Annotated in this window: 17 protein-coding genes; 9 read left to right on the top strand and 8 right to left on the bottom strand. The window is 67.8% G+C overall.

All coding sequences use genetic code 11. The features are described 5' to 3' along the window. Positions 1–6 precede the first annotated feature (6 nt). Complete coding sequence (locus C507_RS0116120) at positions 7–414, top strand: DUF423 domain-containing protein (RefSeq protein ID WP_018700752.1); 408 nt, start codon at positions 7–9, stop codon at positions 412–414. Positions 415–432: 18 nt separating this feature from the next. Here the strand turns inward: C507_RS0116120 and C507_RS0116115 are convergent, their stop codons facing one another. Then, positions 433–1446 (bottom strand): ligase-associated DNA damage response exonuclease, encoded by a 1014-nt coding sequence (locus C507_RS0116115; protein WP_018700751.1) that lies wholly within the window; start codon positions 1444–1446, stop codon positions 433–435. A 304-nt stretch (positions 1447–1750) separates the two neighbouring features. Between C507_RS0116115 and C507_RS21710 the strand changes: the two genes are divergently transcribed. Together C507_RS21710 and aceB are read left to right on the top strand one after the other, a co-directional pair. Continuing rightward, positions 1751–2521 (top strand): EAL domain-containing protein, encoded by a 771-nt coding sequence (locus tag C507_RS21710; RefSeq protein ID WP_169508981.1) that lies wholly within the window; start codon positions 1751–1753, stop codon positions 2519–2521. 95 nt (positions 2522–2616) lie between these two features. Continuing rightward, the gene (gene aceB / locus C507_RS0116105; protein WP_018700749.1) at positions 2617–4230 is read left to right on the top strand and encodes a malate synthase A; all 1614 of its coding nucleotides are present in this window, start codon (positions 2617–2619) and stop codon (positions 4228–4230) included. A 68-nt stretch (positions 4231–4298) separates the two neighbouring features. Here aceB and C507_RS0116100 read toward each other — a convergent pair whose 3' ends face one another. The 5 genes from C507_RS0116100 to C507_RS21700 form a co-directional block, all read right to left on the bottom strand. After that, positions 4299–4541: a hypothetical protein gene (locus C507_RS0116100; RefSeq protein WP_018700748.1), complete on the bottom strand. Its 243-nt coding sequence runs from the start codon at positions 4539–4541 to the stop codon at positions 4299–4301. 50 nt (positions 4542–4591) lie between these two features. Next, complete coding sequence (locus C507_RS21705) at positions 4592–4837, bottom strand: hypothetical protein (RefSeq protein ID WP_018700747.1); 246 nt, start codon at positions 4835–4837, stop codon at positions 4592–4594. A 227-nt stretch (positions 4838–5064) separates the two neighbouring features. Then, positions 5065–5541 carry a transcription elongation factor GreA gene (gene greA / locus C507_RS0116090; protein WP_018700746.1) on the bottom strand — a complete coding sequence of 159 codons (477 nt, stop codon included), beginning with the start codon at positions 5539–5541 and terminating at the stop codon, positions 5065–5067. A gap of 110 nt (positions 5542–5651) precedes the next feature. Next, positions 5652–8906, bottom strand: coding sequence for a carbamoyl-phosphate synthase large subunit (gene carB, locus C507_RS0116085; protein ID WP_018700745.1), 3255 nt, complete (start codon positions 8904–8906; stop codon positions 5652–5654). A 228-nt stretch (positions 8907–9134) separates the two neighbouring features. Then, complete coding sequence (locus C507_RS21700; RefSeq protein ID WP_018700744.1) at positions 9135–9476, bottom strand: helix-turn-helix domain-containing protein; 342 nt, start codon at positions 9474–9476, stop codon at positions 9135–9137. Between the two features lie 409 nt (positions 9477–9885). Between C507_RS21700 and ypfJ the strand changes: the two genes are divergently transcribed. Next, positions 9886–10809: a KPN_02809 family neutral zinc metallopeptidase gene (gene ypfJ, locus C507_RS0116075; RefSeq protein WP_018700743.1), complete on the top strand. Its 924-nt coding sequence runs from the start codon at positions 9886–9888 to the stop codon at positions 10807–10809. Between the two features lie 11 nt (positions 10810–10820). Here the strand turns inward: ypfJ and C507_RS0116070 are convergent, their stop codons facing one another. Continuing rightward, entirely contained in the window at positions 10821–11102 is a 282-nt protein-coding gene (locus tag C507_RS0116070) for a hypothetical protein (RefSeq protein ID WP_018700742.1), read from the bottom strand. A 267-nt stretch (positions 11103–11369) separates the two neighbouring features. Then, entirely contained in the window at positions 11370–12593 is a 1224-nt protein-coding gene (gene carA / locus C507_RS0116065) for a glutamine-hydrolyzing carbamoyl-phosphate synthase small subunit (RefSeq protein ID WP_026319157.1), read from the bottom strand. Positions 12594–12864: 271 nt separating this feature from the next. Here carA and C507_RS0116060 point away from each other — a divergent pair, with 271 nt between their 5' ends. The 5 genes from C507_RS0116060 to C507_RS21695 all read left to right on the top strand — a co-directional run bounded on the left by C507_RS0116060 (position 12865) and on the right by C507_RS21695 (position 19940). Further along, positions 12865–13314: a GatB/YqeY domain-containing protein gene (locus C507_RS0116060; RefSeq protein ID WP_018700740.1), complete on the top strand. Its 450-nt coding sequence runs from the start codon at positions 12865–12867 to the stop codon at positions 13312–13314. 193 nt (positions 13315–13507) lie between these two features. Next, positions 13508–15469, top strand: coding sequence for a DNA primase (dnaG, locus tag C507_RS0116055; protein WP_018700739.1), 1962 nt, complete (start codon positions 13508–13510; stop codon positions 15467–15469). Positions 15470–15768: 299 nt separating this feature from the next. Next, positions 15769–17745 (top strand): RNA polymerase sigma factor RpoD, encoded by a 1977-nt coding sequence (gene rpoD / locus C507_RS0116050; RefSeq protein WP_018700738.1) that lies wholly within the window; start codon positions 15769–15771, stop codon positions 17743–17745. An 88-nt stretch (positions 17746–17833) separates the two neighbouring features. After that, a complete protein-coding gene (locus C507_RS0116045; RefSeq protein ID WP_018700737.1) occupies positions 17834–18427 on the top strand; it encodes a nucleoside 2-deoxyribosyltransferase in 594 nt (197 codons plus the stop codon). A gap of 220 nt (positions 18428–18647) precedes the next feature. After that, complete coding sequence (locus tag C507_RS21695) at positions 18648–19940, top strand: adenylate/guanylate cyclase domain-containing protein (protein ID WP_018700736.1); 1293 nt, start codon at positions 18648–18650, stop codon at positions 19938–19940.

The following is a 19940-nucleotide window of genomic DNA, read 5'->3' as shown; positions in this document are numbered from 1 at the left end:
GGCATCATGAGCAAGCACACCCGGACAACCACCATGCGCCTCTGGATCGTCGCCGGCGCCCTCAACGGGTTCCTGGCCGTGGCGTTCGGCGCCTTCGCCGCCCACGGGCTGCGCGGCCGGGTGCCGGACGCCGACCTGGCGATCTTCCAGACCGGGGCGCACTATCACCTCGTGCATGCCGTGGCGCTGGTGGCGGTCGGTCTGGCGGCGGCGCACCTGAAGCACCGGGGCGTCAGCGCGGCCGGATGGCTGTTCCTGGCCGGCATCGTGCTGTTCTCCGGCAGCCTCTACGTGCTGGGCTTCACCGGCAGCCGGGCGCTGGTGATGCTGACGCCCGTCGGCGGCACGGCGTTCCTGGCCGGCTGGCTGGCACTGGCCTGGGCGGCGATCTCGGCGAAACACATCTCGACCTGAGCGACAGAGCGGCGCCCGTCAGGCCGCGACCTCGTCCTCCTCGCCGTAGCCGACGAGGCGGAGCGGCTTCGCACGGATGCCGTGCGTCTCGCACCAGTGGACCAGCGCATCCTCCTGGCCATGGGTGACCCAGACCTCCGACGCGCCGGTCTCCACGATGGTGGTGCAGAGGTCTTCCCAGTCGGCGTGGTCGGAGATCACCATGGGCAGTTCGACGCCGCGCTGGCGGGCGCGGGCGCGCACCCGCATCCAGCCCGAGGCGAAGGCGGTGACGGGATCGCCGAAGCGGCGCGACCAGAGATCGGCGAGCGCGCCGGGCGGGCAGAGCACGATCTCGCCGCCGAGCGCGTCCTTCGCCGCCTCCTTGACCGGGACCAGCGGACCGAGCGCCACGCCGTTTTCCTCGTAGAGGGCGCAGAGCTTTTCCATCGCGCCATGGAGATAGATCGCGCGGCCGTATCCGGCTTCGCGGATGAGGGCGATGACGCGCTGCGCCTTGCCGAGCGAATAGGCGCCGACGAGATGGGCGCGGTCGGGGAACAGGGCGAGCGAGTTCAGAAGCTTCGCCACCTCGGCGGCTGCGTCCGGGTGGCGGAAGACCGGCAGCGCGAAGGTGGCCTCGGTGACGAACAGATCGCAGGCGATGACCTCGAAGGGCGGACAGGTCGGATCCGGCTGGCGCTTGTAGTCGCCGGAGACGACGGCGACGCCGGCGGGGCTTTCGATGCGCACCTGGGCGGAGCCGAGGCAGTGACCGGCCGGATGCAGGCTGACGCGGGTGGAGCCGAGATCGATGGTCTCGCCACAGGCAAGCGGATGGGTCCGGCGGGCGAAGTCGGCGCCGTAGCGGGCCGCCATGATGGCGAGCGTCTCCGGCGTCGCGTAGACGGTGTCGTGGCCGGAGCGCGCGTGGTCGGAATGACCGTGGGTGATCACGGCGGTCTCGACGGGGCGCACGGGATCGACGAAGAATCCGCCGTCGAGCGAGCAAAGACCATCGCGTTCGGGCCTCAGGCGGCGATCCCAGCTCATCGTGTGCTCCCGGTCGTGGCGGACGGCACAGGGGATCCCGTGCGCATCGATCCGCGCGTGCGGACGGTCATCCCGACAATGTGGACGACTGGGAACGCCGATCAACCGGCAGACGGTTCCCCGGCGCACGTTTCTCGCGAAGCCGATTGCGCGGATCCCAGGAAATTTGCGCCATACAGCCAAAGATTGGTTCACGGCCGCTTCGCGAAAGGCTGATTAATAGAAGGAGGGGAATGACGGTCGAGTAGACATGATGGTGGCGAACAGGCTGGACGGGACCTGTTGGGCTGGCCCTGACCTGGTGATGGCTTTCCAGCCCATCGTCGACATCACCGCGCAGACCGTGTTCGGCTACGAGGCGCTCGTGCGCGGCGTCAACGGCGAGGGTGCCGAGACGGTCCTGTCCCACGTCACGCCGGCAAATTTCATGGCATTCGAAGCCGCCTGCCACTCGGCCGCCATGGCGAGCGCCGGCCGCCTCGGGCTCGATCGTACGCACCATCTCTCGCTGAACTTCCTGCCAAGCGGTCTCGCCGCCGAGAACAACTCGGTGAGCCCCGCCCTGGCCATGGCGAACGCCAGCGCCATCGGCACCGACCAACTCATCGTCGAGATCACCGAAGCCGAACGGGTGACGCAGCCCGTACGGATCGCGGCGCTCTTCGCCGACTACCGGCGCCTCGGGCTGAAGACGGCCATCGACGATTTCGGCGTGGGCTATGCTGGGCTCGGGCTGCTCGCCGACTTTCAGCCCGACTACATCAAGATCGCGATGGACCTGGTGCGCGACGTGCACGAAAGCCGCGCCCGCGCCTCCATCACCCGCGCCATCCTGCAGGCCGCGCGCGACCTCTCGATCCAGGTGATCGCGGAGGGGGTGGAATCCCCGAGCGAGGTGGCGGCGCTGCGCGCCCAGGGCGTCACCCTGTTCCAGGGGTTCCTGTTCGCCCGCCCCACCGTAGACCGGCTCATCCCGCCGTCGAGGATCTGCTTCCCCGCTGCCCGTTCCGTGCGACGCCTGGCAAGGCCCCCGCGACCGACCCTGGCCGGTGCCCAGCCGCTGCCACAGGGATAAGCAGCTTCTCCGCAGGGGAAACAATCTTCTGTGCTTTCGGCCGGCCGGGCGTGGTAGCACGGCTCTCAGGGAGAGCCGCGACAAAGGAGTTATTGATGGCCGAGAGCACCGCCGCCCCGTTCGCCACTCCGGACAACGTCGTCGTGACGGGCGCCGCCGGGCCCCGCTATGCCGAGGTCCTGACCGAAGAGGCGCTCGCCTTCCTGGCCGATCTCCACCGGACCTTCGACGGCACCCGCCGGGCGCTGCTGGAGGCGCGGGCCACGCGCCAGCGCGACTTCGACAACGGAGCGCTGCCGGACTTCCTGGAAGAGACAAGGGAGATCCGCGAAGGTGCCTGGACCATCGCCGGCATCCCGGACGACCTCAAGGACCGACGCGTCGAGATCACCGGTCCGGTCGACCGCAAGATGGTCATCAACGCGCTCAACTCCGGCGCCAAGGTCTTCATGGCCGACTTCGAGGACGCGACCTCGCCGACCTGGGCGAACGCCATCGAGGGTCAGATCAACCTCATCGACCGCTGGGCGGACCGGATCGACTTCACCGACGAGACCAGCGGCAAGCACTATGCGCTGGGCCCGAACCCGGCGGTGCTGCTGGTGCGCCCGCGCGGCTGGCACCTGCCGGACGTTCATATCGAGGTCGACGGCGAGCCGATCGCCGGCGCCTTCGTCGATTTCGGCCTCTACGTCTTCCACAACGCCAAGACGCTGATCGAGAAGGGCACCGGGCCGTACTTCTACCTGCCGAAGATGGAGAGCCATCGCGAGGCGCGGCTGTGGAACGAGGTCTTCGTCCATGCCCAGGACGCGCTGGGCATTCCGGTGGGCACCATCAAGGTGACGGTGCTGATCGAGACGCTGCCGGCCGCCTTCGAGATGGACGAGATCCTCTACGAGCTGCGCGACCACATCGTCGGCTGCAACGCCGGACGCTGGGACTACATCTTCTCGTTCATCAAGACGCTGCGCCGGAACCGGAGCTACGTGCTGCCGGACCGCAGCCAGGTGGTGATGGGCAAGGCGTTCCTGCGCGCCTACTCGCTGCTCCTGATCAAGACCTGCCACAAGCGCGGTGCCTTCGCGATGGGAGGCATGGCCGCCCAGATCCCGAACCGGCGCGACCCGGAGGCCAACGAGGCGGCGCTCGCCAAGGTGCGCGCCGACAAGGAGCGCGAGGCCGGCGATGGCCACGACGGCACCTGGGTCGCGCATCCGGACCTGGTGCCGGTGGCGATGGAGGTGTTCGACCGGCTGATGCCGGAGGCCAACCAGATCACCCGCCAGCGCGACGACGTGCTGGTCGGCCAGCGCGAGCTCTTGGAGGTGCATCCCGGCACCAAGACGGAGGCTGGCCTGCGCGACAACATCCGCGTCGGCGTGCAGTACATCGAGGCCTGGCTCAGGGGGAAAGGCGCCGTGCCGCTCTACAACCTGATGGAGGATGCGGCGACGGCGGAAATCTCGCGCTCGCAGATCTGGCAGTGGCTGACCTTCGGCGCCCAGCTCGACGACGGCCAGACCGTGACGGAGACGCTGTTCAACACGCTTCTGGACCAGGAAATGGCGGGCGTGCGCGAAGAGATCGGCGCCGAGGCGTACGATGGCGGGCGCTTCCCGGAGGCGATCGAGCTGTTCCGCTCGCTGTCCACGGCCGAGGACCTCGTGCCGTTCCTCACGCTGCCGGCCTACGAACTCCTGGACTGACGCGCGGCCCGGGTGCCGCGTGGCAAGAGGCGGCGCGGGTGGATCGACTCCCCCGCGCCGGCCCTTGATCAGTCGTGGTTCTCGTCCTGGCGCTGCACGCTGGCGACGGTCGCCTTGCAGCGTTCCGACACCTGATCGATGTTCTCCTGCAGGCAGAGCTGCACTTCGATCGGCGGAACGTTGCTGCACAGACGCTTGGCGTCCTCGCGGCAGGCGGCCCGCATTTCCTGCACTTCCGGACCGGACTGCGCCATCGCGGCGCCGGTGGCGAAGCAGGTGACAAGGCCAATGGCCACGGCGGTTCTGATCATCGGGTCATCCTTTCAGGGCTGAGAGCAGGTGGTCTTGGCGATGCGGCCGGTCAGTCGTGGCCGGCCTCGTCCTCCTGGCGGACGCTCTTCACCGTCGCCTTGCAGCCATCGGACACCTGATCGATGTGCTGCTTGAGGCAGTCGGGAACCTCCACCGGTTCGACGGAGCTGCACAGGCGCTTCACGTCGTCCAGGCAGGCCGAGCGGATTTCCTCGAACTGGGGTCCGGACTGGGCAAGGGCCGCCCCGGCCGCAAAGCAGGTGACGATTCCGGCAGCGATGACGGTCTTGATCATTCGGTGGCCTCCCACGCCAACGCCGGCCTCAGCCGGCAGGATCAAGGGCCGGCACCGCGCCGGCCCGACTGGAACAGACGGCACCGAGCTCGGAGCGCCGCGCGGCTACCCTGATCGGGCTGCGGGGGGAATGCAAACCCAAAGATGGCGGGGATCGCGGGCGGGAGCGCAAACGAAAACGGCGGACCCGAAGGCCCGCCGCACGGTTTCGACAGGGTGCGGCCCGGTCAGGCCAGGAAGCGCACCGTCAGGATCTCGTAGGAGCGGGCGCCGCCGGGCGCGGTGACCTCGACCGTGTCGCCGACGCTCTTGCCGATGAGGGCGCGCGCGATCGGCGAGGAGATGGACACCTTGCCGGCTTTCGCGTCGGCCTCGGCGTCGCCCACGATCTTGTAGGTCTTCTCTTCCTCGGTGTCCTCGTCGACCAGGGTCACCGTGGCGCCGAACTTGACGCTGTCGCCGGACAGCTTGGCGACATCGATGACCTCGGCGCGCGACAGCTGGTCCTCGAGCTCAAGGATGCGGCCCTCGTTGTGGCTCTGGGCTTCCTTGGCCGCGTGATACTCGGCGTTCTCGGAGAGATCGCCGTGGGCGCGCGCTTCCGCGATTGCCTGGATGATGCGGGGCCGCTCCTCCGAGGTCCGACGCTTGAGCTCGGCCTCGAGCGCGGCGTGGCCCTCGGCGGTCATCGGTACCTTTTCCATCGGGACACATTCCCTTTTTCGTTGGTCCGGGCCTGCTGCCGGACAGAACACACGAAACGCCAGCCCGGGCGAGACGACGGTTCACCCGCCGGCAGCACCTGTGCTGGCCGTCACTCAGCCGGAGCGAAATAGGATTGCAACGGCCGCACCTCAAGAACGCCGGTGCTGTAGGCCTCGATTCCCTTCGCCGCGGCAATCGCACCCGCGACGGTGGTGTAGTACGGCACCTTCTGGATCAAGGCGGCGCGCCTCAAGGACCGGCTATCGGCGAGGGCCTGTGCGCCTTCCGTCGTGTTGAAGACCAGCTGAACCTCGCCGTTCTTGATAGCATCGACGATGTGCGGCCGGCCTTCAAGCACCTTGTTGATCTTGCGCGCGGGAATTCCCTGCTCCGCCAGAAAGCGCTGGGTGCCGGACGTGGCGATGATCTCGAAGCCCAGCCGCGCCAGGGTGCGGACGGTCTCCACGATCTTCGGCTTGTCCGCCTCGCGCACGGAGATGAACACCGTGCCGGAGGTGGGGACGCGGGTGCCGCCGCCGATCTGGGACTTGGCGAAGGCGATGGGGAAGGCCCGGTCGAGGCCCATGACTTCGCCGGTGGAGCGCATCTCCGGGCCGAGCACGGTGTCGACGCCGGGGAAACGGGCGAACGGGAAGACGGCTTCCTTGACCGCGACGTGCTCGAGCTCGCGACGCTCCAGCCCGAAGGTGTCGAGCTTCTCGCCGGCCATGACGCGCGCCGCCACCTTGGCGATCTGCACGCCGATGGTCTTGGCCACGAAGGGCACCGTGCGCGAGGCGCGGGGGTTCACTTCCAGCACGTAGATCTCGCCTTCGCGGATCGCGAACTGGACGTTCATCAGGCCGACCACGCCGAGGCCCAGGGCAAGCTTGCGGGTCTGCTCCTCGAGCGCCGCGATGGCGTCGGCCGACAGCGAGTGGGCCGGCAGCGAGCAGGCGGAATCGCCGGAGTGGATGCCGGCTTCCTCGATGTGCTCCATGATGCCGCAGACGAAGACGTCCGCGCCGTCGGAAATCGCATCGACGTCCACCTCGATGGCGTCGGCCAGGTAGCCGTCGATGAGCACCGGGCTGGTCCCGGAGACCACCACGGCCTGGGTCACGTAGCGCTCGAACTGGCTTTCGTCGCGGACGATCTCCATGGCCCGGCCGCCCAGCACGTAAGAGGGCCGGACCACGACGGGGTAGCCGATGGAGGCGACGATGGCGCGGGCCTCGTCGAGGGAGCGCGCGATGCCGTTCTTCGGCTGCTTCAAGTTCAGCTCGACGAGCAGGCGCTGGAAGCGGTCGCGGTCCTCGGCCAGGTCGATCTTGTCGGGATCGGTGCCGAGGATCGGGATGCCAGCCTCCTTGAGGCCCTGCGCGAGCTTCAGCGGGGTCTGGCCGCCATACTGGACGATGACGCCGTGCAGCCGGCCGCTCTGCTGCTCCGTCTTGAGGATCTCCAGCACGTCCTCGACGGTGAGCGGCTCGAAATAGAGCCGGTCGGAGGTGTCGTAGTCGGTGGAGACCGTCTCCGGATTGCAGTTGATCATGATGGCCTCGTAGCCCGCATCACGGAGGGCAAAGGCCGCATGGCAGCAGCAATAGTCGAACTCGATGCCCTGGCCGATCCGGTTCGGGCCGCCGCCGAGGATCACCACCTTGTCGCGATCGGAGGGCCGGGCCTCGTTGGTCTCGAGGCCGTCCGCCGCCGTCTCGTAGGTGGAGTACATGTAGGCGGTGGGGGCGGCGAACTCGGCCGCGCAGGTGTCGATGCGCTTGTAGACCGGCCGCACGCCGAGCCGGTCGCGCATGGCGCGGACTTCGGTCTCGGTGGTGTCGGCGAGCCTGGCCAGCCGGGTGTCGGAGAAGCCGAGCGCCTTCAGGTGGCGGAACACGGTCGGATCAGCCGGCAGACCCTGGCGGCGGATCTTCTCCTCGATGGAGACGATGTAGGCGATCTGCTCGATGAACCAGGGATCGACCTTGCAGGACTCGTGCACCTGGTCGACGTCGAAGCCGAGCCGCAGCGCCTGCGCGACCTTGAGCAGCCGGTCCGGCGTGGGCGTGCCGAGGGCGGCGCGGATGGCGTTCTTGTCGTCGCCGACGCCCAGCCCCTCGATCTCGACCTCGTCGAGGCCGGTAAGATCGGTCTCCAGGCCGCGCAGCGCCTTCTGCAGCGATTCCGCGAAGGTGCGGCCGATGGCCATGACCTCGCCGACGGACTTCATCGAGGTGGTCAGGTAGGGCTCGGAGCCCGGGAACTTCTCGAAGGCGAAGCGCGGGATCTTGGTGACGACGTAGTCGATGGTCGGCTCGAAGGACGCCGGCGTGGCGCCGCCGGTGATGTCGTTCTCAAGCTCGTCGAGCGTGTAGCCGACGGCCAGCTTGGCGGCGACCTTCGCGATCGGGAAGCCGGTGGCCTTGGAGGCCAGCGCCGAGGAGCGCGACACGCGCGGGTTCATCTCGATCACCACCATGCGCCCGTCTTCCGGGTTGATGGCGAACTGGACGTTGGAGCCGCCGGTCTCCACGCCGATCTCGCGCAGCACCGCCAGCGAGGCGTCGCGCATGCGCTGATATTCCTTGTCGGTCAGCGTCAGCGCCGGGGCGACGGTGATGGAATCACCGGTATGAACGCCCATCGGGTCGATGTTCTCGATGGAGCAGATGATGATGCAGTTGTCGTCGCGGTCGCGAACGACCTCCATCTCGTACTCTTTCCAGCCGAGAACGGATTCCTCGATGAGCACCTCGTTGGTCGGCGAGGCATCGATGCCGCGCTCGACGATGTCGAGGAATTCCTCGCGGTTGTAGGCGATGCCGCCACCCGTGCCGCCCAGGGTGAAGGAGGGACGGATGATGGCCGGCAGGCCGATGGCCTCCAGCGCCTCGTAGGCCTCCGGCAGCGAGTGGGCGAGCCGCGAGCGCGGGCTCTCCAGGCCGATGTCGTCCATGGCGCGGCGGAAGAGCTCGCGGTCCTCCGCCTTGTCGATGGCCTCGGCGGTGGCGCCGATCATCTCCACGCCGTACTCTTCAAGGACGCCCATCTTGCGCAGCGACAGCGCGCAGTTGAGTGCGGTCTGGCCGCCCATGGTCGGCAGCAGCGCATCGGGGCGCTCCTTCTCGATGACCTTGGCGACGAGCTCCGGCGTGATCGGCTCGATGTAGGTGGCGTGCGCCAGCTCCGGATCGGTCATGATCGTCGCCGGGTTCGAATTCACCAGGACGATCCGGTAGCCCTCTTCCTTGAGCGCCTTGACCGCCTGGGCCCCGGAATAATCGAATTCGCAGGCCTGGCCGATAATGATCGGCCCGGCTCCGATGATCAGGATGGTGTTGAGGTCTGTTCTTTTCGGCATCCGGGCTCGCAGGCCGCCGACCGGGGCAAAGCCATCCGGGCGGGCGTTCGATCGCGGGAATATGTGAGGGGCTGATGGAATACCCCGGCGAGGATCGATCCGCCCCCGCCTGCGCACCGCGCCGGTGTGTCACGTGTCCCGGCGGGTCCCGGATCCGACCCAAAAGCTCGCGGGCTTATAGAAGACTTCGAGACACCAGAAAAGGGCCGATCCGCGCCTTCGCTCCGGTTACTCCGCCGCAGGGGCCGCGGACGGGGCCTCGGCGGCCTCGAACGGAACCTGCACCGGCTCGCCTTCCGTCGGAACGACGGGACCTTTGGAGATCTGTTCTCCGTCGAAATCCAGGATGCTGTGCGACAGCGCGAAGCAGGCGAGACGCACGGTCTTGGGGATCTTGACGGCCTTCCCGTCGCGGTTGCCCTTTTCGTAATACTGGATCATCCGCTTCTTCAGGCCGAGCCTGTCGGCGGCTTCCTTCTGCTTCAGACCGAGCGACTTGCGCCAAGCACGAAATTGCTCCGGCCCCATCTCGAAGGCCTCGTCAATCTGCTTCGTCTTCAGGTCGGTCACCGAATCTCTCCTCGAGTGGTCGCCCCCCACCAGGTCACGACCGCAATGGCATTCACCTCAGGCGCGCTTTCTCTTTACAGAGGCGCACTTAGTGCCGAAACCGATTAGCTCGCGCGGGGGTGGCGCGCAAGGGCGTTGAATGCGGCATGACACCCCTGCAGACGAACGCACTCTTCGCGGCGGCAGTTTGACCACCGGATGGGCGTGTCGTGGCAACCCCGCAAAGCCGCGCCAGGATGCCGTTTCGGACCCAAGCCAGCCCGGCGAAAGCTTGTGGGTTAACCAAGGACGCAATCCGGAGCCGTCTCCGGGGGCGGGCGGCACGCGCGTGCCGCCATCAGCGAGCGCGGGGCAAACCGGAACCGTTGCGCTCGGGGGCGCGTTCGATCAGCGGCACAAGGAGGACGGGATGCGGTGGCGGGGCAGGCGCGAGAGCGCGAACGTCGAAGATCGGCGCGGCGGCGGTTTTTCGGGGCGGGGCGGCGGATTCCGGATCCCGGTCGGTCGGGGCAGACGCGGCGGAGGCGGCCGCCTGAGCGGCGGCAGCATCGGCGTTCTCGTCGTCTTCGTGCTGGTGATGTGGGCGCTTGGCGTCAATCCGCTGGAGCTGCTGCAGGGCTCGGGAGGGCAGGCGCCGCGCACGCTTCCCAGCCAGTCAGCCGGATCGTCGCAATCCGCCCAGAGCGGAACCTCCGACGAGATGAAGCGATTCGTCTCCGTCGTGCTCGCCGACACCGAGGACGTGTGGGGCGAGATCTTCAGCCGCAGCGGTGACGACTATCGCGAACCGACGCTGGTGCTGTTCACCGGCCGGGTGCAGTCGGCCTGCGGGCTGGCCGGGTCCGCCACGGGCCCGTTCTACTGCCCCGGCGACGAGAAGCTCTACATCGACCTCGGCTTCTACGATCAGCTGGCGCAGCGCTTCGGCGCGTCGGGCGACTTCGCCGAGGCCTACGTGATCGCCCACGAGGTCGGTCACCACGTTCAGAACGTGCTCGGCATCCTGCCGAAATATCATCAGCTTCGGCAGAATATGAGCCAGCGCGAGGCGAATGCGCTGTCGGTGCGGGTGGAGTTGCAGGCGGACTGCTTCGCCGGCGTCTGGGCGCACTACGAGCAGCAGAAGGGCTATCTGGAGGCCGGCGACATGCAGGAGGCGCTGACGGCGGCGGCCGCGGTCGGCGACGACAACATCCAGCGCAAGACCCAGGGCACCGTCGTTCCCGACAGTTTCAACCACGGCACGTCGGCGCAGCGGCAGAAATGGTTTCAGGTGGGCTTCGATACGGGCGAGGTCGGCGCCTGCGACACCTTCTCGCCGCAGGACCCCTGACCGGGAAGGCCTCAGGCCTTTTTGGAGATCATCAGCAGGAACGGAATCTCGCCGCCGCGCTCGAGCATCATGGAGCCCATGGCGGTGATGACGCCGATCTGCCGGTTCTTCATCGCGGCATTGAGCTCGTAGTCGATGTGCTCCTTCGGCAGGAGATCGCGGTCAACGATCTCCATGAAGTGCCGGATCACGCGCACGGGCGTGCGGTCGAGCAGGTCATCGGGCCCGTCGAACTCGTAGAAGTTCCCGCTCCCGGTCTCCGCATCCATCATGTTCGCAGTGAACTTGGCCATCACGCCCCCCTTGCCCGGTTTCCGGGCTCCTTCCACGCAAAGCGCCCAGCCGCGCTGTGTTGCCACGGGCAGCGGGCGCGTCGCGCGTGCCACGGGCCCGGCGCCTCATCCGGCCCGCCCGGAGCCCTTCAGCTGATCGGCGATCCGCTGAACGGCCCCAGCCGGTTGGTTTGAGGCGCTTCCTGTCGGTGAACCGGCACCCACTTCACCGGGAAGCGCTCTAGCAAGCGCGTGTAACGCTTCGATGACCGGCGCGCGACGGCTCGGTCAGCCGCGCTCGTCGACCAGCGGGTCACCCTTGCGCTCGCGAATGTGGTTCACGAAGCGCTTGAAGAGATAGTGGCTGTCCTGCGGACCGGGCGAGGCCTCGGGATGGTACTGCACCGAGAAGACCGGCTTGTCCCGGAGGCGGATGCCGCAATTGGAGCCGTCGAACAGCGAGACGTGCGTCTGCTCGACCGTATCGGGCAGGCTCTCCGGATCCACCGCGAAGCCGTGGTTCATCGAGGTGATCTCGACCTTGCCGGTGGTGTGGTCCTTCACCGGGTGGTTCGCCCCGTGATGGCCCTGGTGCATCTTCTGCGTCTGGCCGCCGAGCGCCAGTCCGAGGAGCTGGTGGCCGAGGCAAATGCCGAACACCGGCACGTCCTTGTCGATGAGGGTCTTCAGCGCCGGCAGGGTGAACTCGCCGGTGGCCGCGGGATCGCCCGGGCCGTTGGAGAGGAACACGCCGTCCGGCTCGTGCGCCATGATGTCCTCCGCCGTGGCGGTGGCCGGCACGACGGTGACCTTGCAGCCTTCGTTGGCGAGCAGGCGCAGGATGGTGCGCTTGATGCCGTAATCGATGGCGACGACATGGTAGCGCGGCTCGGCGAGCTGGCCGTAGGACTGGGTCGGCCAGTCCCAGACCGTCTCGTCCCAGACAAAGGTCTGGCCGCCGGTGACGTCGCGGGTCAGGTCCATGCCTTCAAGGCCCGGCCAGGCGCGGGCCTCGGCGGCCAGCGCGGCCGTGTCGAACGTGCCGCTGCGGTCGTGGGCGATGACGGCGTTGACGAAGCCCTTCTCGCGGATCAGCGCGGTCAGCGCGCGGGTGTCGACGCCGGTGATGCCGATGATGCCGCGCGCGGCCAGCCAGCGGTCGAGGTCGCGGGTGGCGCGGTAGTTCGACGGCTCGGTGATCGGCGCGCGCAGCACGCAGCCCAGCACGCCGGAGCGCGCCGCCATGTTCACCGTCTCGATGTCGTCGTCGTTGGTGCCGACATTGCCGATGTGCGGGAAGGTGAAGGTGATGATCTGACCGGCATAGGACGGGTCGGTCAGGATCTCCTGATAGCCCGTCATGGCGGTGTTGAAGCAGACCTCGCCGACGGCGTGTCCGGTGGCGCCGACGCCATAGCCGGCGAGCTCCGTCCCGTCCGCGAAAATGAGACGAGCCGTGGTGACGGGGGCGGCCCAGGCATCCGCCCCGGCCAACTCTTGTAGTCCTGACATCGACTAATTACCTCTTGCATCGTTGGAACGGGCGCGATACACGCGCCGCGTTCGACGACGGCCGCTTGAGCGCCGCCGCCGGATCGCGAACACCGACGATGTCGAGGCGATCGAGGACAGGACGCTAGGCCATCAGGCGGTCTGCGTCAACTTGCGATCTGCGTTCCAAATGCGTTCTTTTTCAACAACTTATGCCAGTCGGGGCGTATTGTCGCCGACGGGAGCTGCAGCTATCTTGCGTCATCCGTCATTCTCTGCGACGAGACCGGTCATGCGGGACGACATCAATCGAGCTCTGAAGGCCGCTGTCGCCGATTGCGACAAGCGCCGCGCGTGCACGCTTCGCCTTATCCACACCGCAATCAAGGACCGCGACCAGGCGGCCCGGGATCGCGGGCTGGAAGGCATCGACGACGCGGAGGTCGCCGGCCTTCTGGTCAAGATGATCGAGCAGCGCCGGGAATCGGCGCAGACCTTCGAGGCCGCAGGCCGCATCGATCTCGCCGAGCAGGAGCGCCAGGAGATCGGCATCATCAAGTCGCTCCTGCCGCCGCAGCTCGACGACAGCGAAATGCGCTGCGCCTGCGCCGAGGTGGTGGAGGACATCGGTGCCAACGGCCTGCGCGATGTGGGCCGGGCCATGGCAGCCCTCAAGCAGCGCTATCCCGGCAAGATGGATTTCGGCCGCGCCAGCTGCGTCGTGAAGGACCTTCTGCGCTAGCCGAACCGGCCCGGCGCGAGGCGGTCTGCGAAGATCTCCACATTTGTTCACAGGCGTTGCGCCTTTATGAGGCGGGCATCTGGCCGCATGATGGCTGCTGCCTCCGGCCGACGATGCCGGCAGGGCGCGTTGCCGGTCGCCCGCGTCCCTGCCGGGGCAGGGCGCACACCGCGTCATCCGAGATCGGGTATCGATGAGATTTCCGCCTGAGTTCCTGGACGAGCTGCGCAACCGGCTGCCTCTTTCCGAGGTGGTCGGCCGGCGCGTGACCTGGGACCGGCGCAAGTCCCAGTTCGGCAAGGGCGACTACTGGGCGTGCTGCCCCTTCCACGAGGAAAAGACGCCGTCCTTCCACGTCGACGACCGCAAGGGGTTCTATCACTGCTTCGGCTGTGGCGCGTCCGGCGACCATGTCCGCTTTCTCACCGACGCGGAGGGGCTGAGCTTTCCCGAAGCGGTCGAGCGGCTCGCCGAACAGGCCGGCGTGCCGATGCCGACGCCGGATCCGGCCGAGGCGCGCCGCCAGCGCGAGCGCGCCGGGCTGGGCGACGTGGTGGCCATGGCGGCGCGCTTCTTCAAGCAGAGCTTCGTCTCCGACGCCGGCCGCGAAGCGCGCGCCTATGCCGACAAGCGCGGGCTGGACCGGGAGATGCTCGCTACCTTCGAGATCGGCTACGCGCCGAACGGGCGCGACGCGCTGAAGCGCCATCTGGCGGCCGAGGGCGTCGACGAGCGGCTGATGGTCGAGGCGGGCCTGATCATCCGGCCCGACGACGGCCGCTCCTCCTACGACCGGTTCCGCAACCGGCTGATGATCCCGATCCACGATCATCGCGGCCGCATCGTCGCCTTCGGCGGCCGGGCGCTGGGTGCCGACCAGGAGCCGAAATATCTGAACTCGCCGGAGACGCCGCTCTTCTATAAGAGCGCGGTCCTGTTCAACGCCCACCGCGCCCGCTCCGCTGCCCACCAGGCCGGCGCGGCCATCGTGGTGGAGGGTTACCTGGATGCCATCGCCGTCTACAAAGCCGGTATCCAGCACGTGGTGGCGAGCCTCGGCACCGCCTTCACCGAGGACCAGATCCGCGCCATGTGGCGACTAGCGCCGGAGCCGGTCATCTGCTTCGACGGCGACAAGGCGGGCATGGCGGCGGCGCGGCGCGCCGTGGACCGGATCCTGCCGCTGATCGAGAGCGGAAAGTCGTTCAACTTCTGCTTCCTGCCCGACGGCAAGGATCCCGACGACCTGATCGCCATGGCCGGACGGGAGGGGTTCCTGTCCGAGGTCAGGGCCGCCAAGCCGCTGGTGGAGGTCGTGTGGGAGCGCGAGATGGCCGGCGCCCGCTTCGACACGCCCGAACGCAAGGCGGCGCTGGAGGCGCGGCTGGAAGGGCTGGTGGAGGCGGTGAAGGATACCCGCGTCCGGCGGCGCTACCATTTCGACATCCGCTCGCGGCTGTCGGAGCTGTTCCGCGCCCGCGATTTCCGGCCCGGCGAACGCCGCTCCTTCAGGGGCGGGGCGCGGGGTGGCGGCGAGGCGCCGCCGGCGGGCATGTCGCTGGCCGGCGCGGGACCCACCGATACGGAGCTCGCCGAGCTGGAGCGCATCGTGCTCGGCCTGTGCGTCGCCTTTCCCGGTTTTGTCGACACCCACTGGGAGCGCATCGACCGGGTGCGCTTTTCCTTCGAGCCGCACGAGCGGCTGAAGCGGCATTTCCTGTCGCGGGCCATCGACGACGAGGCCGGGCCCACGGAGCAGACGCTGCGGGCGCGCTTGTCGCCGGAGCTGGCGCCGCTTCTGGCCGACGTGTGCGGCGAGAGCGCCGAGGGAGCCGGGCGGCTGGCGCACCGCTTCCCGATCCTCGGCTTCGAGCCGCCGGCCGCGTTCGTCGAGCGCTGCTACCTGCATTTTCTCGACCGGCTGGAGCTGAAGGTGCTGGAGGCCGATCTCGACAGCGACATCGCCCAGGCCGACCAGGAGCTGACCACCGAGGGCGAGGCCCGGATCCTGGCGCTGTCGCGGGAACTTGCGCGCCGCCGCCAGGCCTTCCTGGACGAGGATCGCGACCTGGCGGATCTGGCGAAGGAGATCCGCGGAGCACACGCCGCCGGCGACGCGGAGCGGGGGCCGGTGATGCCCGCGGCGGGGTTGTGAGGCGGCGCGTGAAGGTTACAACTGATTCAGTCTGCTTGCGAAATTCCCGCGCGACGCTATGTAAACGGTTTCCGATGAGGGTCGGATCTCGAGGATCGACAAATATTGTCAGTCCGGAAACCGAATCGCGGCAGGCTAAGTCACTGTCGGCCACTCGGCCCGGCGACACGCAAACACGGATCGACGACGTGCAGGACCGGCCGCGACCGCCGCGGACGGCCCCCTCGATCGATGTGAACACGGCACCCTCTTGAAGGGGGCGGCGGGCAAGCCCGCGGCCGGCTAAAGGAGAATTCGGCATGGCGACCAAGACGACGGAATCCGAAGCGACGCAGGACGCTCAACCGGAAACGAGCGACGGCCCGCTGCTGGATCTGTCCGACGCCGCCGTCAAGAAGATGATCAAGGCCGCGAAGAAGCGCGGCTACGTCACCTATGACGAGCTGAACGAAGTCCTTCCCTCCAACGAGGTGACCTCCGAGCAGATCGAGGACACCATGGCCATGCTGTCGGACATGGGCATCAACGTTGTGGAGCAGGAAGAGGCCGACAACGAAGAGAACAACGACGAGGAAGAGGGCGGCGAGCTGGTCGAGGTCGGCACCCAGGCCGTCGCCAAGACCACCACGACGCGCGAGCCCGCCGAGCGCACCGACGATCCGGTCCGCATGTATTTGCGCGAGATGGGCTCGGTGGAGCTTCTGTCGCGCGAGGGCGAGATCGCCATCGCCAAGCGCATCGAGGCCGGCCGCGAGGCGATGATCGAGGGCCTCTGCGAGAGCCCGCTCACCTTCCAGGCGATCATCATCTGGCGCGACGAACTGAACGAGGGGAAGATTCTCCTCCGCGACATCATCGATCTGGAAGCGACCTACGCCGACCCCGACGGCAAGGGCAACCAGGACAACACGTCCAATGACGGCGAGGCCTCCGGCGAGGCGCAGTCGGAGACGAGCTCCGACGACAGTGACAGCGACAGCGACGACGACGACGAGTTCGAGTCCAACGTGTCGCTGTCGGCCATGGAGGCGGAGCTGAAGCCGAAGGTCCTGGAGACCTTCGACGCCATCGCCGACAATTACAAGAAGCTGCGCCGCCTGCAGGACCAGAAGGTCGAGAACCGGCTGCAGCAGAACAAGTCGCTGACGCCGAGCCAGGAGAAGCGCTTCAAGAAGTTTCGCGAGGACATCATCGTGGACGTGAAGAGCCTGTCGCTGAACCAGAACCGCATCGACAGCCTGGTGGAGCAGCTCTACGAGATCAACAAGCGCTTGATCGGCCACGAGGGCCGGCTGATGCGGCTCGCTGATTCCTACGGCGTGCAGCGCGAGGACTTCCTGCGCCAGTACCAGGGTTTCGAGCTCGACCCGAACTGGATCCGCCGCGTCGCCAGCCTGGCGAGCCCCGGCTGGAAGAAGTTCGTGCAGTCGGAAAAGGACGACATCCGCCAGCTGCGCCAGGACATCCACACCCTGGCCACCGAGACGGGTCTGGAAATCACCGAGTTCCGGAAGATCGTCTCGAAGGTTCAGAAGGGCGAGCGCGAGGCGCGCATCGCCAAGAAGGAGATGGTCGAGGCCAACCTGCGCCTGGTGATCTCTATCGCCAAGAAATACACCAACCGCGGCCTGCAGTTCCTGGACCTGATCCAGGAGGGCAACATCGGCCTGATGAAGGCGGTGGACAAATTCGAGTACCGGCGCGGCTACAAGTTCTCCACCTACGCCACCTGGTGGATCCGGCAGGCCATCACCCGCTCCATCGCCGACCAGGCGCGCACCATCCGCATCCCGGTCCACATGATCGAGACGATCAACAAGATCGTGCGGACCTCGCGCCAGATGCTGCACGAGATCGGCCGCGAGCCGACCCCGGAGGAACTGGCGGAAAAGCTGCAGATGCCGCTGGAAAAGGTCCGCAAGGTCCTGAAGATCGCCAAGGAGCCGATCTCGCTCGAGACCCCGATCGGCGATGAGGAGGACAGCCATCTCGGCGACTTCATCGAGGACAAGAACGCGGTCCTGCCCATCGATGCGGCGATCCAGTCTAATCTTCGCGAGACCACGACGCGGGTGCTGGCCTCGCTGACGCCGCGCGAGGAACGTGTGCTGCGCATGCGCTTCGGCATCGGCATGAACACCGACCACACGCTGGAAGAAGTCGGCCAGCAGTTCTCGGTGACCCGCGAGCGCATCCGCCAGATCGAGGCGAAGGCGCTGCGCAAGCTGAAGCACCCGTCGCGGTCGCGGAAGCTGCGGAGCTTTCTGGACAGCTGAGTGTCCGGGTAGCGGTGACCCGCTCCAACAGACAGAAAAGGCCGGGGCCACGTCCCGGCCTTTTTCGTATCGACGAAGGGATACGTCCATGACCACCCCCCGCATCTATCTCGCCGGTCCCGAGGTCTTTCTGCCCGATGCGCTGGAGGTGCTGGCGGCGAAGCAGGCGGTGTGCGCGGAGGCTGGGCTCGAGGGCGTGTCGCCGCTCGATGCCGAGATCGGCCCGGTGATGGACGGGGCCGGTGACGCGGCCGACGCGATCTTCGCCGCCAACCGCGACGCCATGCGAAGCTGCGGCTTCGCGATCGCCAACCTGACGCCGTTCCGGGGCGTGTCGGTGGATGCGGGAACGGCCTTCGAGGTGGGCTTCCTCGCGGCGGCCGGCGCGACCGTCTTCGGCTACACCAACGAGCCGTCCGCCTACCACGAGCGGGTCGCCTCCCATGCCGAGGCGAACCCGGCGGTGCGGGCGCATTCGGCCGGCGGCTGGAGCGTGGAGAATTTCGGGCTGGTGGACAATCTCATGCTGCCGCTCGGCATCGCCGAGAGCGGCGGTGCGGTCATCGGCCACGCGCTCGCCGACCGTCGCGCGCTGTTTCACGATCTGACGGCGTTCCGGGCCTGCGTGGAGCGGATCGCCGGCCTGGCCACCGCGCAGGCGGGAGCGACGGTGGACGGTTGAGCCGGGTCGGCGGTGAGGGTTGGCGACCGCGATCCACAGGCCAGCGGCCGCTGCGCGGCCGGGGCGGCCGGGGAGCATGCGAATGCCCGGCGGTTCCCTCTCCACTGGATCGTAGCCGCCGAACGACCATATTGAAGGTCAGGGGCGACAGGTTGCGAGCGGCACGGCTTGCGACCGGTGGCACCCGGCCGACCCCCGCAATCGTTCGCCGAAAGCCCGCATGACCGATCAGCCGACGCGTCCAACGTCCGCCACCATGACGGCGCAGGAGATCGTCACCTGGCTCGTGGCCGATGCGCCGCGGCTGGAGATGGGCGCCTTCGTCGACGGGCTCGGCTGGCGCCTGCGCGAAGCGGGCATGACGCTCGACCGGATGATGATATCGCTCAGGATGCTGAGCCCCAATCTCCTGGCCGCCGGCATCACCTGGCGCCCCTACGAGCCGATCCGCTACTTCACCTTCGACTATGCCGAGCGCGACAGCGGCATGTACGAGCGCAGCCCGTTCAAGGTGGTGCACGACACCAACGAATGGCTGGAGCTCGATGTGGTCGAAACCCCGGACGAGCGCTTCGACATCATCCCGGACCTCAAGGAAGAGGGCCTCCGGCACTATCTCGTCGTCCCGCTCTGGTTCACCACGGGGCTGCCGAACTCGCTCTCGTTTGCCAGCAAGGCCGAGGCCGGGTTTTCCGATGCCGATCGCGACCTGATCCGGACGATCCTGCCGGCCCTGGCCAACGTGCTGGAAATCAAGCGGCTGAGGCGAACGCTTGGCGAGCTGCTGGCCACCTATGTCGGCCCCGGTCCGTCCTCGCGGATCATGGACGGGGTGGTGCATCGCGGCGAGGTCACGCGCATCGATGCGGCCATGTTGATGGCGGATCTGCGCGGCTTCACAGCGCTCTCCACCCGCCTGCCGGTGGAGGAGACGGCGGAGCTCCTGAACCGCTTCTACGACGCGGTCGTGCCGCACATCGTTGCGGAGGGGGGCGAGGTTCTGAAGTTCATCGGCGACGCGATCCTGGCGATCTTTCCCGCCGAGCCGGACGGCTCGCGGGTGGCGGCCCAGCGCGCGCTCAGGGCGGCGGAAGCCTCGATCGCCAGCGAGGTGGCGCCGGTGGTGGTCGACGGCGTGCCGCACTCGGTACATTTCGGCATCGGCCTGCACTTCGGCGAGGCGGTCTATGGCAATGTCGGCTCGGGCGCGCGGCTGGATTTCACCGCGGTGGGTCGCGACGTGAACGTGCTGTCGCGGGTCTCGCAGCTGTGCAGCGAGCTGAGCCGGCCGCTGCTCGTTTCCGAGGCCTTCGTCGGCGCGCTGGAAACCCCGCCGCAAGGGTTCGCCTCGCTCGGTGGCCACGTGGTGCGCGGCCTGAGCGATCCGCTGGCAGTGCTGGAGCCGGCGACGCGGGACGGGCTGGGCGAGACGGCGCCGGCAACGGCGCCTTCGGCGACGCCGGATCCGGGTGGACCGGCTGCTGTGACGGCGCCGGCCCAGCCCTGGGTCTGA

This window comes from Amorphus coralli DSM 19760 (genome assembly GCF_000374525.1).
Taxonomy (GTDB): domain Bacteria; phylum Pseudomonadota; class Alphaproteobacteria; order Rhizobiales; family Amorphaceae; genus Amorphus; species Amorphus coralli.
Note: the sequence above shows the minus strand (reverse complement) of the source record. Positions and strands in the feature narration are given on the sequence as shown.

What these genes read in the sequence shown, in the direction of transcription:
- aceB (WP_018700749.1), top strand. Translation starts at nt 2,617, where the DNA reads ATGGCCGAGAGCACCGCCGCCCCGTTCGCCACTCCGGACAACGTCGTC.
- carB (WP_018700745.1), bottom strand. Translation starts at nt 8,906, where the DNA reads ATGCCGAAAAGAACAGACCTCAACACCATCCTGATCATCGGAGCCGGG.
- rpoD (WP_018700738.1), top strand. Translation starts at nt 15,769, where the DNA reads ATGGCGACCAAGACGACGGAATCCGAAGCGACGCAGGACGCTCAACCG.
- C507_RS0116115 (WP_018700751.1), bottom strand. Translation starts at nt 1,446, where the DNA reads ATGAGCTGGGATCGCCGCCTGAGGCCCGAACGCGATGGTCTTTGCTCG.
- C507_RS21705 (WP_018700747.1), bottom strand. Translation starts at nt 4,837, where the DNA reads ATGATCAAGACCGTCATCGCTGCCGGAATCGTCACCTGCTTTGCGGCC.
- ypfJ (WP_018700743.1), top strand. Translation starts at nt 9,886, where the DNA reads ATGCGGTGGCGGGGCAGGCGCGAGAGCGCGAACGTCGAAGATCGGCGC.
- dnaG (WP_018700739.1), top strand. Translation starts at nt 13,508, where the DNA reads ATGAGATTTCCGCCTGAGTTCCTGGACGAGCTGCGCAACCGGCTGCCT.
- carA (WP_026319157.1), bottom strand. Translation starts at nt 12,593, where the DNA reads ATGTCAGGACTACAAGAGTTGGCCGGGGCGGATGCCTGGGCCGCCCCC.
- C507_RS0116060 (WP_018700740.1), top strand. Translation starts at nt 12,865, where the DNA reads ATGCGGGACGACATCAATCGAGCTCTGAAGGCCGCTGTCGCCGATTGC.
- C507_RS0116100 (WP_018700748.1), bottom strand. Translation starts at nt 4,541, where the DNA reads ATGATCAGAACCGCCGTGGCCATTGGCCTTGTCACCTGCTTCGCCACC.
- C507_RS21695 (WP_018700736.1), top strand. Translation starts at nt 18,648, where the DNA reads ATGACCGATCAGCCGACGCGTCCAACGTCCGCCACCATGACGGCGCAG.
- C507_RS0116070 (WP_018700742.1), bottom strand. Translation starts at nt 11,102, where the DNA reads ATGGCCAAGTTCACTGCGAACATGATGGATGCGGAGACCGGGAGCGGG.
- C507_RS0116120 (WP_018700752.1), top strand. Translation starts at nt 7, where the DNA reads ATGAGCAAGCACACCCGGACAACCACCATGCGCCTCTGGATCGTCGCC.
- greA (WP_018700746.1), bottom strand. Translation starts at nt 5,541, where the DNA reads ATGGAAAAGGTACCGATGACCGCCGAGGGCCACGCCGCGCTCGAGGCC.
- C507_RS21710 (WP_169508981.1), top strand. Translation starts at nt 1,751, where the DNA reads ATGGCTTTCCAGCCCATCGTCGACATCACCGCGCAGACCGTGTTCGGC.
- C507_RS0116045 (WP_018700737.1), top strand. Translation starts at nt 17,834, where the DNA reads ATGACCACCCCCCGCATCTATCTCGCCGGTCCCGAGGTCTTTCTGCCC.